15 protein-coding genes are annotated in these 16,100 nt (G+C 45.6%); 3 read left to right on the top strand and 12 right to left on the bottom strand.

Annotation, left to right across the window (positions count from 1 at the left end):
• The first annotated feature begins 2 nt into the window (after positions 1–2).
• The 3 genes from gloB to KI742_RS11975 all read left to right on the top strand — a co-directional run bounded on the left by gloB (position 3) and on the right by KI742_RS11975 (position 3,282).
• Positions 3–761, top strand: coding sequence for a hydroxyacylglutathione hydrolase (gene gloB / locus KI742_RS11965; RefSeq protein WP_005380380.1), 759 nt, complete (start codon positions 3–5; stop codon positions 759–761).
• A gap of 254 nt (positions 762–1,015) precedes the next feature.
• Entirely contained in the window at positions 1,016–2,599 is a 1,584-nt protein-coding gene (locus KI742_RS11970; RefSeq protein WP_005391819.1) for a LysM peptidoglycan-binding domain-containing protein, read from the top strand.
• Positions 2,596–3,282 carry a YIP1 family protein gene (locus KI742_RS11975; RefSeq protein WP_132936886.1) on the top strand — a complete coding sequence of 229 codons (687 nt, stop codon included), beginning with the start codon at positions 2,596–2,598 and terminating at the stop codon, positions 3,280–3,282. The genes KI742_RS11970 and KI742_RS11975 overlap by 4 nt, the downstream gene beginning before the upstream one ends.
• 1 nt (position 3,283) lies before the next feature.
• On the opposite strand, the gene KI742_RS11980 is transcribed toward KI742_RS11975, so the two are convergent.
• The 12 genes from KI742_RS11980 to KI742_RS12035 form a co-directional block, all read right to left on the bottom strand.
• The gene (locus KI742_RS11980; protein ID WP_132936887.1) at positions 3,284–4,129 is read right to left on the bottom strand and encodes an endonuclease/exonuclease/phosphatase family protein; all 846 of its coding nucleotides are present in this window, start codon (positions 4,127–4,129) and stop codon (positions 3,284–3,286) included.
• A gap of 140 nt (positions 4,130–4,269) precedes the next feature.
• Positions 4,270–4,608, bottom strand: coding sequence for a nitrogen regulatory protein P-II (gene glnB, locus KI742_RS11985; RefSeq protein WP_005380372.1), 339 nt, complete (start codon positions 4,606–4,608; stop codon positions 4,270–4,272).
• Between the two features lie 186 nt (positions 4,609–4,794).
• Entirely contained in the window at positions 4,795–5,109 is a 315-nt protein-coding gene (locus tag KI742_RS11990; protein ID WP_064368713.1) for a cytochrome c, read from the bottom strand.
• A 70-nt stretch (positions 5,110–5,179) separates the two neighbouring features.
• Entirely contained in the window at positions 5,180–6,490 is a 1,311-nt protein-coding gene (tilS, locus tag KI742_RS11995) for a tRNA lysidine(34) synthetase TilS (protein ID WP_064368714.1), read from the bottom strand.
• A 106-nt stretch (positions 6,491–6,596) separates the two neighbouring features.
• Positions 6,597–7,556 carry an acetyl-CoA carboxylase carboxyl transferase subunit alpha gene (gene accA, locus KI742_RS12000; protein ID WP_005380365.1) on the bottom strand — a complete coding sequence of 320 codons (960 nt, stop codon included), beginning with the start codon at positions 7,554–7,556 and terminating at the stop codon, positions 6,597–6,599.
• 46 nt (positions 7,557–7,602) lie between these two features.
• Positions 7,603–11,082 carry a DNA polymerase III subunit alpha gene (dnaE, locus tag KI742_RS12005; RefSeq protein ID WP_005385364.1) on the bottom strand — a complete coding sequence of 1,160 codons (3,480 nt, stop codon included), beginning with the start codon at positions 11,080–11,082 and terminating at the stop codon, positions 7,603–7,605.
• Between the two features lie 81 nt (positions 11,083–11,163).
• Entirely contained in the window at positions 11,164–11,799 is a 636-nt protein-coding gene (gene rnhB / locus KI742_RS12010) for a ribonuclease HII (RefSeq protein ID WP_285385510.1), read from the bottom strand.
• 9 nt (positions 11,800–11,808) lie between these two features.
• Positions 11,809–12,948: a lipid-A-disaccharide synthase gene (gene lpxB / locus KI742_RS12015; RefSeq protein ID WP_285385509.1), complete on the bottom strand. Its 1,140-nt coding sequence runs from the start codon at positions 12,946–12,948 to the stop codon at positions 11,809–11,811.
• A gap of 119 nt (positions 12,949–13,067) precedes the next feature.
• Positions 13,068–13,856 carry an acyl-ACP--UDP-N-acetylglucosamine O-acyltransferase gene (gene lpxA, locus KI742_RS12020; protein ID WP_005380357.1) on the bottom strand — a complete coding sequence of 263 codons (789 nt, stop codon included), beginning with the start codon at positions 13,854–13,856 and terminating at the stop codon, positions 13,068–13,070.
• A gap of 1 nt (position 13,857) precedes the next feature.
• Positions 13,858–14,310 (bottom strand): 3-hydroxyacyl-ACP dehydratase FabZ, encoded by a 453-nt coding sequence (fabZ, locus tag KI742_RS12025; RefSeq protein ID WP_005380349.1) that lies wholly within the window; start codon positions 14,308–14,310, stop codon positions 13,858–13,860.
• A 232-nt stretch (positions 14,311–14,542) separates the two neighbouring features.
• On the bottom strand, positions 14,543–15,574 hold the full coding sequence (gene lpxD, locus KI742_RS12030) for a UDP-3-O-(3-hydroxymyristoyl)glucosamine N-acyltransferase (protein WP_005380347.1): 1,032 nt from the start codon (positions 15,572–15,574) through the stop codon (positions 14,543–14,545).
• A 6-nt stretch (positions 15,575–15,580) separates the two neighbouring features.
• Entirely contained in the window at positions 15,581–16,090 is a 510-nt protein-coding gene (locus tag KI742_RS12035; RefSeq protein WP_005391804.1) for an OmpH family outer membrane protein, read from the bottom strand.
• Between the last annotated feature and the right edge of the window lie 10 nt (positions 16,091–16,100).

The raw sequence follows: 16,100 nt of genomic DNA on the forward strand, positions 1-16,100 counted from the left end.
TCGTGTTAGAGATCAAAAGCATACCCGCATTTAATGATAATTACATCTGGCTGATACAAAATAGCGATAAGCGCTGCGCAGTCGTTGATCCGGGCGATGCGAAGCCAGTATTAGAATTTCTGCAGGCTAACGAATTAACTTTAGAAGCGATTTTAATTACGCACCACCACAACGATCACATTGGTGGCGTTCCAGACTTAGTGCGTGCATTTCCTAACGTCGCCGTTGTGGGCCCAAAATCAGAGCCAATTCCAACCCTAACGACACCAATGGAAGAAGGCGACAAGCTAGAGTTGTTTGGTGAGATTTTCTTAGTACTTGGGTTACCCGGTCATACTTTGGGCCATATCGGTTACGTTGGAGACGGAAAACTGTTTTGCGGTGATGTGCTCTTTTCTGCTGGCTGCGGTCGTATTTTTGAAGGTACGCCTGAGCAAATGTTTGAATCACTGAGCAAACTAACGTCTCTACCAGAAGAAACTCAAGTCTTCTGCGCACATGAATACACGGCGAGTAACGTGGCGTTTGCTCTAGCGGTTGAACCTGACAATGAGCAACTTCGCCAATATCGCGACGATGTAAACCGACTGCGAGCACTCAACATTCCGACACTTCCAACAACAATACGCAAAGAAAAGTGGATTAATCCGTTCTTGCGAACCTCTAACCCTGACGTGGTTCAATCTGTTGCTAGTCGCATTAAAAATAGCGATCCATGCTCGGTTTTTACTGCTTTACGCGAGTGGAAGAACGAATTTTAACCATTTTCTGCTTGTAAGTTTGCAAGACCCCAGTATTATCAGGGACTGATTTTTCGAGAAGCGCCACTGGCGCTTCTCTTACGTTTGGGGTTGATATAAATCTATTTGAATTTCTCCCCATTGCATAATTAGAAGCTCTTTGCCTCTATAAATTAGTTAGTGTTTAAAAGATGTCTATTATCTTGCGACTGCCACGCACATTACGTTGCGCGACAGGCAGGTGAAGATAAACAGGCCCTAAATAGGCTGAATCCATGCGTTTGAAGTATACTTGGGCGTTGGCGTTGTTATTATCTGGCTGTCAATTGACTCAGTCAGATTCAACGTCTTCTACACCAGAAACCAATAAATCTGAGCAGACTGCAAAGCAAAATGCAGTAAAAGCTCAACCGGGCAATAAATCGTCACTAGCAAAAAAATCCGCTAACGACGCGCCTAAAGTTCTCTCCCCCCAAGAACAAGAAGATGTGTGGCAACGTATCGCCATGCAGCTGGACATGGATATCCCAAACCACAAGAAAGTGGACTACTACCGTACGTGGTATTTAAAGCACCCAAATCACCTTTACACGGTATCTAAGCGTGCGACTCCTTTTCTATACATGATCACAAAACGTATCGAAGAGCGCGGACTCCCAATGGAGCTTGCATTACTTCCTGTAGTGGAAAGTTCATTCGATGCCTTTGCCTACTCACATGGTAGCGCGGCTGGGTTGTGGCAATTTGTCCCAGGCACCGGAAAAATGATGGGATTAGAGCAAAACTACTGGTATGACGGTCGCAGAGATGTGGCAGCAGCAACGGATGCAGCGCTGGACTACCTAGTACAACTAAACGAGCGTTTTGATGGTAACTGGGAACATGCAATCGCCGCTTATAACAGCGGTGGAGGCCGAGTTTCTAGCGCAATTCGTAAGAATAAAAAGCTCGGTAAACCTATCGATTTCTTCTCATTAGACTTACCAAAAGAGACCAGCAGTTACGTTCCTAAGCTATTGGCCTTGGCTGACGTTATCGCAAACCAAGACAAGTACGGACTTAATATTCCTGCAATTCCAAACAAGCCTGTTCTAACGCTTGTTGATCCAGAAGAGCAGTTAGATCTGGCTATTGCCGCAGATTATGCCGGCATTAGCGTAAAAGAGTTGCAGAGTTACAACCCAGCATACAACCAGTGGTCGACAGCGCCTGAGGGGCCGCACCAACTTTTGATTCCCGTAGAGAAAAAAGAGACTTTTCTCACCAAGGTGGAGAAAAATCGCGGTAAAGGGATGAAGGTCGCTCGCTACAAGGTGAAATCTGGCGACTCTTTAAGCGTGCTAGCTAATAAATACGGCACAACCACGAAAGTCATTCGACGTGCCAACGGCCTATCGAATAACAATATTCGTATTGGTCAATACCTGTTGATTCCGACATCAACAAAAGACGATGCAAAATACGCATTAACGGCACAAAACCGATTAAACAAGACTCAATCTCGTGCTCGTGGTCAACTCAAGCTCACCCATGTCGTTCAGTCTGGAGAAAGTTTGTGGTCAATCGCACGTAACAATAAAGTGTCGTATAAATCGTTAGCTAAATGGAATGGTATGAGCCCTAAAGATCCATTGCGTGTGGGTCAAAAGCTAGTGATATGGAAGGACTCAGACAAAGGTTCTGTGATCCGTACCGTTTTCTACAACGTTCGCTCTGGCGACACCATTAGCGGCATTGCAAGCAAGTTCAAAGTAAAAACGAACGACATCGTGAAATGGAACTCGCTACACAAGAAAAAATACTTACAACCAGGTCAAAAGCTTAAGTTGTACGTTGACGTAACGAAGGTAAGTGTATGAACCCATCAAGCAATCCACTTGTGATGCTGTTGGACATTTTTCGTTCTCCAACATCTTGTTTTCTCGCGCTTTATCAACGCGGTGGATGGGGATGGCAACCGTTCACCTTCCTGATGCTTAGTCCGTTTTTATTCTGGGGTGCTTACTTTTCGAATGTCGATTTCACGTGGCTCAGTGACCAACTTGCTGCGCAATTTCAGCAAATCGACCCGAAGCAGATTGAGCTATTAGAACCAAACACGCTAATGGCAAGCGCGATCATCAATGATGTATTCAACCGCTTTGCCACCTTACTATTGCTCGCGCTTTGGTTCTTTCTTGCAACAAAGGCAAGCAAACAACAATACGGTTACTGGAAATGGTTTGCCGCATCGTGTGCTATCTTATTCCCAGCAGTATTGGGCGATGTAGCAAGCTACGCGAGCTTGCTACTCAAGCATGGTCAGGTAATGACTTACGCTGCCGATTTAAATAGCCTCAATGGTCTATTAAAGCTGCCTCTTACTAACGAATGGTCTCATTTCGCTAGCTCGTTACCTTTGCTTCTGCCTTGGTACATTGTGCTCGGCTACGGCGTTGTACTGACGTGGACGGAGTTTGAACGTGGCCAAGCTTTGGTGATAGCAAGCCTGCCATGGGTATTCTTCTACGTTATTTGGGCACTTTATATTGTGGTAACCTAAGCTAGTTATTTAACGTAAATGACAATAACAATGGGTTATGATCGGAAGCGTCGCTCTGCGGCGCTTTTGCGTACTTAAGCGTCAGACCTCGGTAAAACACATGGTCCAGTGGTAACCCTGTTATAAATTGGACTCGATGATCCGGCAAGAACGTCACCTCTTGTAAGTCCGCAGCCTTTAAGGCCTGCCTCATCGCATTAACGCGAGATTCACTCCAGCTATTGAAGTCTCCAGCAAATAGAATTGGCCCCACATGATGCTTTAAAAGCATTTCAAGCGCCGTTAACTGCGATACATACTCTTTTGTACCTACGGTGAAGTTAATCGCATGTACATTCACCACTGCGAGTTTCTCGCCATTACTCAAGTGATACTGGCTATATAATGCAGACTTAGGTAAGCGAAGCCACGGCTCTTTAGAGGTGTAAGCGCAGGCTTTTTCTGGTTGCCCTTGAGCAATACTAATTACACCGGCACCGCTACCCAGCGCCTTAAAAGCACTCACTTGATTACTAACCCAGCGACCATCCACCAACCACTGTTTAAATGATGGTGTCATGCTGGCTTCTTGCAATAACAGTAACTGCTTATCAGCAGAAAACTCATCGAGTGCACGTTGCCAGTTAGCCCGGTTCTGTTTGTAGATATTCCAGACAAGCACATTGATTTTGCCGTCATGATCGAGAGCTTTTGAATCGCTAAATTCGATGCACCTGATATCTTGTGTCAGCTCGGTACCTGTTTGAGTAATAATTTGCGGCTGATCTGGTACGGTGAAAATAACCTGGAAGCCAACCAATACCGCTATTACGAGAAAAGCTAACGCCAGAAAAAAACGCTTAAACATACGACAAACCTGAATGTAGGCACCCGAAATCTAGAACAACCAATCTCGGGTTAAATGATTTCACTAATAAGCAAACAACAAAAAAGGAGCCACTTGGCTCCCTTTTAGCATAATAAATACGAAACAGGTGACAAGAAACCTTAGATCGCGTCTTCGTCTTCTTCACCAGTACGAATACGAACCACACGCTCAATATCAGTGACAAATATTTTACCATCACCAATCTTACCAGTTTGCGCGGTTTCAATGATTGTCTCTACGCATTTATCAGCCACATCTTCCGTTACAACGATTTCGAGCTTCACTTTAGGTAGAAAGTCCACCATGTACTCTGCACCACGGTAAAGCTCGGTGTGACCTTTTTGGCGACCAAAGCCTTTCACTTCAGAGACGGTCATCCCTGTAATGCCAACTTCAGCTAGCGCTTCTCGAACATCATCCAGTTTAAATGGCTTGATAATCGCTTCAATTTTTTTCATGTTCATCCCTTAAGCTTCAATCGATTGCGCTTATTATCGTTTAGCGTTTCGCAACATTCAATGTTTGTCTCTGATCCACCAGCGAAAATCCAGGCTGAGCAAATTAACATAGCGAATATCGTGAGTTGATAAAACCCAATGAGGACTGCTCAATGCCCAATCGTCCAAGCTTTTTCAGACTCGCGTTTACTTCAAACTTGCGTAGTAAGTCGCTAGGTTAGCGATATCTTCATCAGACAACAATGAAGCTTGAGCTTGCATCACAGCAGCAAGCCCACCTGTTCGCTCTTTATTTTTATAAGCTTTAATTGAACTGATAATATATTGCTCATTTTGCCCTTTCAGATTTGGGTAACCCGGAATGACAGCAATACCATCAGCGCCATGACACGCCGCGCATACTCCCGACTTTGCTTGACCTGCTGCAGCATCTCCCGCAGCTAGAGCCTGCCCACTGAACATGGTTAACGCCACCATTGCACCCATGATTGTTTTCTTCATTGCTTCACCTAATCAATTATTATTTAAGGATTTTTATATTTTATAATCGACATTGTGGCATGAATTTTCATTACCTGCGCCAAATAAGTTCACAATCTTGACCATTAAACGCCTGATCAACGAACAGATCTGCCACAGCAACGACTCGGTCTTGGTACATTAAAATCGGAATTTGACGACGCAGCCAGCTTGGCACATTGTATTCTTGGAATAACTTCTTCAGTTTTCGACTATGATTACGCATGGTTGGATGCGCTGATAAGCCTTCCGGATTGAAGGTCACGCGAAGCAATTCTGGCTGACTCGGTAGCGCAATCGTTGCGTTGCTAGAACTCGTCGTTAAGGTCAGCTCCCCGAGTCCCTCAGGCAGCGACAAAGTCGCATCAACTTGAATCGTACTTTGCCACTTAGTGACATCAGCCGTTTCCGTTACCCAATAGAGACGATTTCGAAAACGGCGCACTTCACCTTGTTTAAGTTGTAGTTTGGGGTTGGCATCTTGCTGAGCTAATGCCACTTCATTCCAGATAAGATTGAGTTGTACCTGAGTCGGCATACTAGTATTAAGCTTAGACAGCCACATACGAATCAAGCGCGCACGCGCTAATCCACTGTGCTTAGCCAGTTCTTCAATACTCAAACTTAGATCCGTTTGTAAAGCGCGTTCAAACACCGCGCTCAATAGTTCATCCAATAGCGCTTCTTGTTGAGCACATAAGTTTGCACTGCGCTGAACCGCTTGATGGATACTCGGCCAACGACCAGACAATTCAGGAATAACACAATGACGAAGAAAGTTACGATCATAACGGGTATCTTGATTGCTTTCGTCTTCCACCCACTCCAAGCCTAATTTAGTAGCGGCGTCTTCGATGGTCTTCCGCTTGATAGTAAGCAATGGTCGAACTAGAGATCCGCCAGAAAACGGCATACTCTCCGCCATCGAAGATAACCCTTTAGGCCCGCTGCCGCGCTTAAGCGCAAGGAGAAAAGTCTCTATTTGATCGTCGGCATGTTGACCAGTCAACAGTATATCGCCTTCTTGAATGTACTTAGTTAAGGCTTGGTAGCGAGCTTCACGAGCAAGAAGCTCAATACTTTCACCATTGCTGATGTCTAAGCTCACTCGCTCAATCGAGCACGATATCCCCACTTGTTGTGCCCAAAGTAAGCATTTATCGGCCCAATTATCGGCATTCGAGCTTAAACCATGGTGCACATACACAGCGTGACACTCTACAAAGTGCGCTTGTTGGTAGCGACTGAGTAATTCGAGTAAAAGACGTGAATCCACTCCTCCGCTAAACGCCAAGACAACCTTAGTGCCTGATTGATAGTAGCGGCCGAGAACTTGAGCAAAATGCAGGTAAAGCGATTCCATAAGCGATCCGATAGGTACAAAAAAGGGCTGGACTCTCATCCAACCCTTTCTATTTTAACTGTTATCACTTGAGATATCAGCTAACGCTTAATAGCAATCACCGAAATTAACAGTAACCGTAGCTCATTAGGCGCTGGTAACGACGTTCACGTAGCGTCTCTTCATCCAATTGTTCTAGATCTTCTAGCTGACGAAGTAGTGTTGCTTTCATATTCGCTGCCATTTGAACATGATCGCGATGAGCGCCACCTAGTGGCTCTTCAATGATTTCGTCGATCAGTTCAAGCTCTTTAAGACGAGGAGCAGTTAGGCCCATTGCCTCTGCCGCTTGTGGCGCTTTGTCTGAATCACGCCATAAGATTGAAGCACAACCCTCAGGAGAAATTACTGAGTACGTAGAGTACTGAAGCATGTTCACGTAGTCGCCTACACCGATTGCTAATGCACCACCAGAACCGCCTTCACCGACAACGTTACAGATTACTGGTACTTTAAGACCAGACATCACTTTTAGGTTTTTCGCGATAGCTTCAGATTGACCACGTTCTTCTGCGCCCACACCTGGGTATGCGCCAGCCGTGTCAATAAATGTGATGATCGGCATGTTGAAACGCTCTGCCATTTCCATCAAGCGTAGAGCCTTACGGTAGCCTTCTGGTTTCGGCATACCAAAGTTACGTTTCACCTTTTCTTTGGTCTCACGACCTTTTTGGTGACCAATGATCATCACAGGGCGGCCTTCAAGGCGAGCCATGCCACCCACAATCGCTTTGTCGTCTGCAAACGCGCGGTCACCCGCTAATTCATCAAACTCCTCAAAAGCGTGTTGGATGTAATCCAGCGTGTAAGGACGTAGTGGGTGACGAGCCAGTTGAGCTGTTTCCCATGCACCTAGGTCACTGAAGGTTTTTTTCTTCAGCTCTAAGCTTTTCTTCTCAAGCTGTTCGATTTCTTTATCCAGGTCAATCGCAGAATCACCACCGTGACGAGAGACATCACGTAATGCTTCAATTTTCGCTTCTAGTTCTGCAATTGGCTTTTCAAATTCAAGAAAGTTTAGGCTCATCTATGAATCCTTGTTTACTCAGCGTCTAACATATTGCGCTGAATTTTTAGTTAAATTCGAGTTCTACCTGGCTTTTGCCAAGCAACTGTTTTAAATCGTCGAGTAATGTATCACTTGGCGTAACTCGCCACTCGGTGCCCAATGTTAACCGCGCTCTGGCGTCGGCACGCTGGTAGTATACATTGACGGGTACGGTTCCGGCTTTGTGCGGTTCTAAAATACGGCTGAACTGCTCAAAAAACTGATCGTTGATCTGATTTGCATCTATCGATACCGACAAACCACGAGCGTATTTCTCGCGCGCACTGCCGAGATCCATAACTTCACGCGCCGACATTTTAAGGCCACCGTTGAAGTCATCAAAGCTGACCTGTCCAGAAACGACCAAAATTCTGTCTTTTTCGAGAAGTTCAGCGTATCGATCCAGCGCATCGGAGAACAACATCACTTCCATACGACCACTTCGGTCATCCAGTGTCATAATACCAATTCGTGTACCACGCTTGGTCGTCATTACACGAGCGGCAATAACCAGGCCGGCTACCGTGACAGATTGGTCGCGGCGAGTGGGCGTTGCGTCTTTTAGTCGACAACTGGTGTATTTGTTTAGTTCCTTTACGTAGGCGTTAATTGGGTGCCCTGTCAAATATAGGCCTAGGGTATCACGCTCGCCCTCTAACCACACTTTTTCTGGCCAAGGCGGAACCTGCGTATACTTATGCTCTACTTCTTCAGGCGCATCCGTTAGCACACCAAACATATCCGTTTGACCAAACGCCTCAGCTTGGTGATGTTGACTTGCTGCTTTTACCGCATCATTGAGTGACGCCATCATCGCCGCGCGGTGTGGGCCTAGTCGATCCAACGCGCCCGCATAAATCAGCTTCTCTATCACTCTTTTATTGACACGTTTTAGATCAACTCGAGCACAGAAATCAAATAGGTCTTTAAAGTGACCACCTTTATTTCTCGCCTCAAGAATCGCATCGATAGGGCCCTCACCAACCCCTTTTATCGCACCAATACCGTAAACAATTGCGCCATTTTCATCAACATTAAAGCGATATAGGCCAGAGTTGATGTCTGGTGGCAGCACGGTAAGCTTCATACGGAAACACTCATCGACCAAGCCAACGACTTTTTCCGTGTTATCCATATCGGCTGTCATTACCGCAGCCATAAATTCGGCAGGATAATGTGTTTTCAGCCAAAGAGTTTGATAAGAAACCAATGCATAAGCAGCAGAGTGCGATTTGTTAAAACCATAACCGGCGAACTTTTCTACCAAGTCGAAGATTTTCATCGCCAACTCGCCATCGATACCGTTCTTTATCGCACCTTCTTCAAAGATAGCACGTTGTTTTGCCATCTCTTCTGGCTTTTTCTTACCCATTGCACGACGGAGCATGTCCGCACCACCTAGCGTATAACCCGCTAAGATCTGCGCAATCTGCATTACCTGCTCTTGGTACAGGATGATGCCGTAGGTTGGATCAAGCGTCTCTTTTAGCGACTCGTGTTGCCACTTTTCATCTGGATAAGAGATCGCTTCTCGACCATGTTTACGGTCGATAAAGTTATCTACCATGCCCGATTGCAAAGGACCCGGACGGAAGAGTGCTACCAATGCGATAATGTCTTCGAAACAGTCTGGCTGAAGTCGTTTGATCAGCTCTTTCATGCCTCGAGATTCAAGCTGGAATACTGCTGTCGTTTCAGAGTTTTGCAACAAACGGAAAGAGGCAGGGTCTTCTAACGGTATGGATTCAATTTGAACCGGTTCTTTCCCTTCTCGCTCTAGGCGTGGGTTAATCAGTCCTAACGCCCAGTCAATAATGGTTAAGGTACGTAAACCCAAGAAGTCAAACTTAACTAGGCCAGCGGTCTCAACATCGTTTTTATCAAATTGAGTAACCGGAAAGTGACCTTCAGCGTCTGCATAAATTGGCGCAAAATCGGTAATTGTTGTAGGTGAAATTACAACACCACCAGCGTGTTTACCGGCGTTTCGCGTACAGCCTTCCAAAATATGACACATGTCGATGAGTTCTTTAACTTCCTCATCGGCCTCATACAATTCAGGTAGTGCAGGTTCAGCTTTAAACGCTTTATCTAGCGTCATGCCTGGATCGGGCGGGATCAGCTTTGAAATACGATCAACAAAACCAAATGGGTGGCCCAATACGCGGCCAACGTCACGGATTACCGCTTTTGCCGCCATGGTACCAAACGTGATGATCTGAGATACCGCGTCGCGACCGTACATTTCCGCAACGTGGTCAATAACCTGGTCACGTTTATCCATACAGAAATCGACGTCGAAATCGGGCATCGAAACACGTTCTGGGTTCAAGAAACGTTCGAACAGCAAGTCATATTCTAGTGGATCCAGATCGGTGATTTTTAGTGCGTAAGCCACCAAAGAACCAGCACCGGAACCACGTCCAGGACCTACAGGAATTCCATTATCTTTTGACCACTGGATGAACTCCATTACGATCAAGAAGTAACCAGGAAATCCCATTTGGTTGATAACATCTAGCTCTATCTGAAGACGTTCATCATATTCAGGGCGGCGACGTTTTCTCTCTTCCTCATCTGGAAATAGGAACTCTAAACGCTCTTCCAACCCCTCTCGGGATTTCATGACTAGGAACTCAGTCTCTTTCATCCCTTCAGTTGGGAAGGCTGGTAGGAAGTACTCCCCTAAGCGCACAGTCACGTTACAACGCTTCGCTATCTCGACACTGTTTTCTAACGCTTCAGGAATATCAGCAAACAGCTCGCACATTTCTTCTTCTGTACGAAGATATTGCTGCGGACTGTAGTTTTTTGGCCTGCGCGGATCTTCTAATGTGTAACCATCGTGAATCGCTACGCGTATTTCATGAGCATCAAATAGGTCTGGACTCAGGAATACAACTTCATTGGTCGCCACTACTGGCAAGTCTTGCTGCTCTGCCAATTCAACCGCAAAGTGAAGATAAGTTTCTTCATCTGGACGACCGGTACGAAGTAGCTCAAGATAAAAGCGATCTGGAAAATGCTGTTTATAGAAATCAACACACCCTTGCACTATTTGACGGTTGCCTTTCAAAAGGCCGCGACCAATCTCCCCGCTTTTCCCACCGGATAATACAATCAGGCCTTCAGACATTTCAGCCAACCAGGCTTTATCAATAACTGGGTGGTGTTGAACATGTCCACGTAAGTACGCTTTTGATATCAATAACGTCAGGTTCTTATAACCTACATTATCCGCCGCAAGCAAAGTCACTTGAGTCAGCTCTTCACCAAACTCGTCCGACTGCATTTTAAAGTCAGCACCGATGATCGGTTTAACACCACTGCCATGCGCCGTACCGTAAAACTTCACCAAACCACATAGGTTGGTAAAGTCGGTCAACGCCATTGCGGGCATACCGAGCTCAGCAACTTTCTTTACGATTGGCGGAACTTTGTTGAGGCCATCCACCATCGAGAAGTCACTATGAACACGCAGGTGGATGAATTTGGGATCTGACATTAACAGGTACCGTGTAACTCTATTTTGTTGGGGATTCTAACCTAAAGAGGTTGGGTTTATAACACCAATTAGATCGTTTGATTATTCTATGCCTAACGCTTTTTTTACTGGCTTGAAACTCTTGCGGTGTTCACTGATCACTCCGTGTTGCTCAATCGCTTCAAAGTGCGCTTTAGTTGGGTAACCTTTGTGCTTCGCGAAGCCAAATTGTGGATGAAGTTTATCCAACTCTTCCATCTCTTGGTCACGCACGACTTTGGCAATAATTGAAGCCGCACTGATTTCGGCAACACGTAGATCGCCTTTTACTACAGCTTGAGCATCCATTGGCAGCTCCGGACAACGGTTACCATCAATCAACACCAAATCAGGTTGAACCTGTAACCCCGCCACTGCACGCTGCATCGCAACCATAGTCGCCTGCAAAATATTCAGTTGATCGATTTCTTCAGGAGAACAACGCCCGACCGCCCACGCCAATGCTTTTTCTTTGATTTCAGGAAGCAACGCCATGCGTTTCTTTTCGGTCAATTTTTTCGAATCGTTCAACCCTTCAATAGGATTGTTAGGATCAAGGATAACCGCAGCGGTGACGACGTCTCCCACCAAAGGACCACGTCCAACCTCGTCGACTCCGGCCACAAGCTGGTAACCTTGCGGATATTCAAACGGAGGGAGTTCAACTGTGGTTTTGGTCGCTTTTGGTTTAACAGCCATGATAAATCTCTATTTTTCAATCAGTTTTAGAACCGCGTTTGCGGCTTGTTGATCCGCATCTTTACGGATCCAATGATGCATTTCCGTAAACTTATCTAACATCGGTTTATTGTCGCTTTCCAATAAGCGAGAAACCTCAGTAAACAAATTGTCTGGTGTGCACTCATCTTGTAGATATTCTTTGACGAGCTCATCATCCGCCAAGATATTCGGCAATGACACATACTTCGTTTTCAATAGACGTTTAGCTAAGAAAGCAGTAAATGCATTCACACGATAACCCACCACCATTGGACGCTTGAGAAGCATACACTCCAACGCTACGGTACCGGAGGCCAACACCACAGCATCGGATGCGGTGATGACGTTGCGTGCGGTGTCATCAACTAACTTGAAGTCCAACTCTGGCGCTAGCTCTTTCCATGCTTGTTCAAACTGCTCACGGCGTTTTTGATTAACAAGCGCGACAACAAACCCCAGTTCTGGAAATTTTTTATGGAGTAACTTGCAGGTTTCAATAAATGGCTCTGAGAGCATTTTTAACTCGCTACCACGGCTGCCTGGCAGGACAGCAAGCCACTTTTTATCTTGTTCTAAACCAAGCAAGTCACGTGCAGGCGCCTGTTCTGATTCTAGTGGGATGGCATCAGCCAAGGTATGACCAATGAACTCGCAAGGCACATTAAATTTGTCGTAGAACGCTTTTTCAAACGGAAGAAATGCTAGCACCAAGTTCGTTGCCGCTTCTATTCTAAAGATGCGCTTCTGACGCCAAGCCCAAACAGACGGACTCACGTAATGAACGGTTTTAATGCCCGCTTGCTTGAGGTCAAGCTCCAGGCGTAAGTTGAAGTCAGGAGCATCGATCCCGATGAAAACATCAGGCGGATTCTGAGTAAAATACTGAACGAGCTCAGCTTTCACTTTAAGAAGTCTCGGTAAGCGGCCTAAAACCTCGACTAATCCCATCACCGCAAGCTCTTCCATATCAAACAGAGACTCGCAACCTTGGGCTATCATTTTCGGACCACCAATGCCTACGAACTCTGCGTCTGGATATTGTTGCTTTACTGCTTTGATAAAGCCTTCACCTAGCGTATCGCCAGACAATTCTCCGGCAATGATGCCAATACGTAATGGTCTTTCCATATCTACTTCGCTATTTTTCCTGTGCGCTATGGATAACGGTTTGCCTTATCCATAAAACACAAAAAGATCGTAACCTCAAATTCGGTCACGATCTTTTTATTTATTGGTTCATTCGCCAATTAACGAATAATGCCACGTTCCGTCGTTTCCAGAATATCTGAGAAACGCTTCACTGCTGGCCACTCTTGAGCCATTTCAGCTAGAATAGGCTTCACTTCTTCTAGCGTCTTACCTGAACGGTAGATTTCTTTATACGCTTTTTGCAGCGCACGAATCTCTGGTTTCTCAAAGCCATTACGCTTCAAGCCAACAAGGTTCAAGCCGAAAGGTGTTGCGTGGTTACCTTGCGCGAGTACGTAAGCTGGGACATCTTGCACCACTGCTGAGCAGCCGCCAATGTACGCGTAAGCGCCCACTGTACAAAACGGGTGAATCGCAGACAGTGCCATCACACCAGCATAATCATCAACAGTAACGTGACCACCAAGAATCGAGTTATTACCGATATGAGTGTGGTTACCAATAACAACATCATGCGCAACGTGTGCATTCACACACAATAAGTTGTCATCACCAATGATCGTGGTTGCTTTGTCTTGCACTGTGCCGCGGTGAACTTGGACCGCTTCACGAATGACGTTACGGTCACCGATAACCACAGTTGTGTCTTCACCACCGTATTTTTTGTCTTGGTTTTCTTCACCAATGACAGCATGTGGGAAAATACGGTTATCTTTGCCAATAGTTGTGTGACCTTTGATCACAACGTGAGACATCACTTCTGTGCCTTCACCAATTTCAACCGTAGAGGTGATGTACGTAAAAGGACCTACTGTTACGTTAGCACCAATTTTGGCGCCCTCTTCTACCACCGCTGCCGGGTGGATTTTAGCGGTTTCATGAATCATATTAAAACTCTCGACGAGCACACTTCAGTTCTGCAGAACATACCACTTCGCCGTCAACTTTTGCTACACCGCTAAATGCAGCAATGCCGCGACGTTCTTTCAGAAATTCTACCTCAATAACCAATTGGTCGCCCGGAACCACTGGTTTACGGAATTTCGCGCCGTCTACGCTTGCAAAGTAGTACAGTTCATTTTCTGTTGGTGCACCAAATGATTTAAATGCAAGTAAGCCTGTTGCCTGAGCCATTGCTTCTAAAATCAAAACACCTGGGAATACTGGTAGTTGAGGAAAGTGACCTGTGAACTGAGGTTCGTTAACCGACACGTTTTTAATCGCGTGAAGGTACTTCTCTTCTTGGAAGTCTATCACTCGGTCGATCAATAAGAATGGGTAGCGATGAGGTAGTAGCTCTTGAATTTCAGAGATGTTCATCGTTTTCTTTTCAGTAGTCAAAGTCGTCTTCCTATATCAATTTTTTGCCGCCAAGATGGCAAACGTGGCAACAGGTCGTAAAGCCGAATCGCTTTGCAATATACTAGCAAAATACGCACCATCTTGGAGTTAAATCTACTTAGAGCGCGTCATTATAGAAGAAAAAGACCCGCATTTCGCGAGTCTTCGTACAGAATATGGAACTAGAGCCTGTTAGCTTTCACGTTAAATACAGAGCGAAAGATAACTTGTTCTAAATTTCTTCTTTCTGTTCCAGCTGTTTTTCAACCGCTTTCAGGCGCTTATTCATCTCATCAATACGGTGAACTCGAGTTGCAGTTTTACGCCACTCTCTGTTCGTTTGTAGTGGAATACCTGATGAGTAAAGGCCTTTTTCTTCGATACTGCGCATTACCATGCCCATACCTGTAATCGCCACACCATCTGCGATAGTGATATGGCCATTCAGAACAGACGCGCCGCCAATCTGGCAGTACTTACCAATTTTTGTACTGCCCGCGACAATAGTACCACCAGGCATCACGGTACCATATCCGATCTGCACGTTGTGCGCGATTTGAAGTTGGTTATCCAGAATGACATTGTCTTCAATGATAGTATCTTCGAGTGCACCGCGGTCAATCGTAGTACAAGCACCAATCTCAACGCGGTTACCGATACGCACTGAACCAAGCTGAGGGATTTTGATCCACTCGCCTTTGTCATTCGCATAACCGAAGCCATCAGAGCCAATGACGGTACCCGATTGAACAAGACAGTCATCACCTAATGACACTTCATGGTAGATAGTGACATTAGCCCAAAGCTTGGTGTTATTCCCTAGCTTGGCGTTCTTACCGATAAAACAACCAGCGCCAACGCTTACGTTATCGCCGAGTTCTACGCCCGTTTCAATCACAGCGTTAGCGCCGATTGTAACGTTCTCACCCATCTTAACGTCAGCGGCAATCACAGCACTTGGTGCAATATCGTCTGCCGGTTTTGGTGTGGTATCCATCGCTTGAACCACACGAGCAAATGCGACATAAGGGTCTGAAACCACTAGCGCATTTCCAACGCATTGATCTTTATGCTCAGCCTTTACCATAACAACGGTAGCTTGGCACTCAGAAAGGTGTTTTGCGTATTTTGGGTTAGACAAGAAGGTTACGTCACCTTCTTGTGCTTTATCCATTGGGGCAACACGGCTTACAACGAGAGACTCGTCACCAAACAGCTCACCCCCGGTAATTGTCGCCAATTCGGCTAATGTCAATGTCTTCATAACTTCTTATTTTAGAGCTTTAATTACGTCTTCAGAGATATTGTATTCTGGCTTGCCGTACTGCAAAGCAGAGATATCAATCACAAGATCGTAACCATTTTTGTCTGCGACTTTCTTAACTGCATCTTGAATCGTTTTGAAAAGCTTCGCTTTTTCTTCAGCTTCACGACGCGCACTTGCTTTTTCAAGTGCTTGTGCTTTCACTTTGTACTCGCTGTCTAGCTTCGCGATATCGATACGTAGCTTTTCAACTTCATCTTGACCCAAAAGCTCGCCGTCACGTTGTAGCTTCTCAATCTTTGTTTTAGCTTGTGCTTGGATTGACTTCAGTTCATCAGCTTTGCTTTTGAAGTCTTTCTGCATTTTTTGTAGTACAACTTCACGTTGAGGAAGAGCTTGAAAAACTTGAGCTGTATTTACGTAAGCAATTTTCTGTGCAGCTTCTGCCGCATTTGCAAACATTGAAGAGCTCAGTACAAGAAGGCCAATCCCAGCCGCTTTGATCATTTTATTCAAAATATTTTCC

Source organism: Vibrio sp. D417a (assembly GCF_030248595.1).
In the GTDB taxonomy this organism is placed as follows: domain Bacteria; phylum Pseudomonadota; class Gammaproteobacteria; order Enterobacterales; family Vibrionaceae; genus Vibrio; species Vibrio alginolyticus.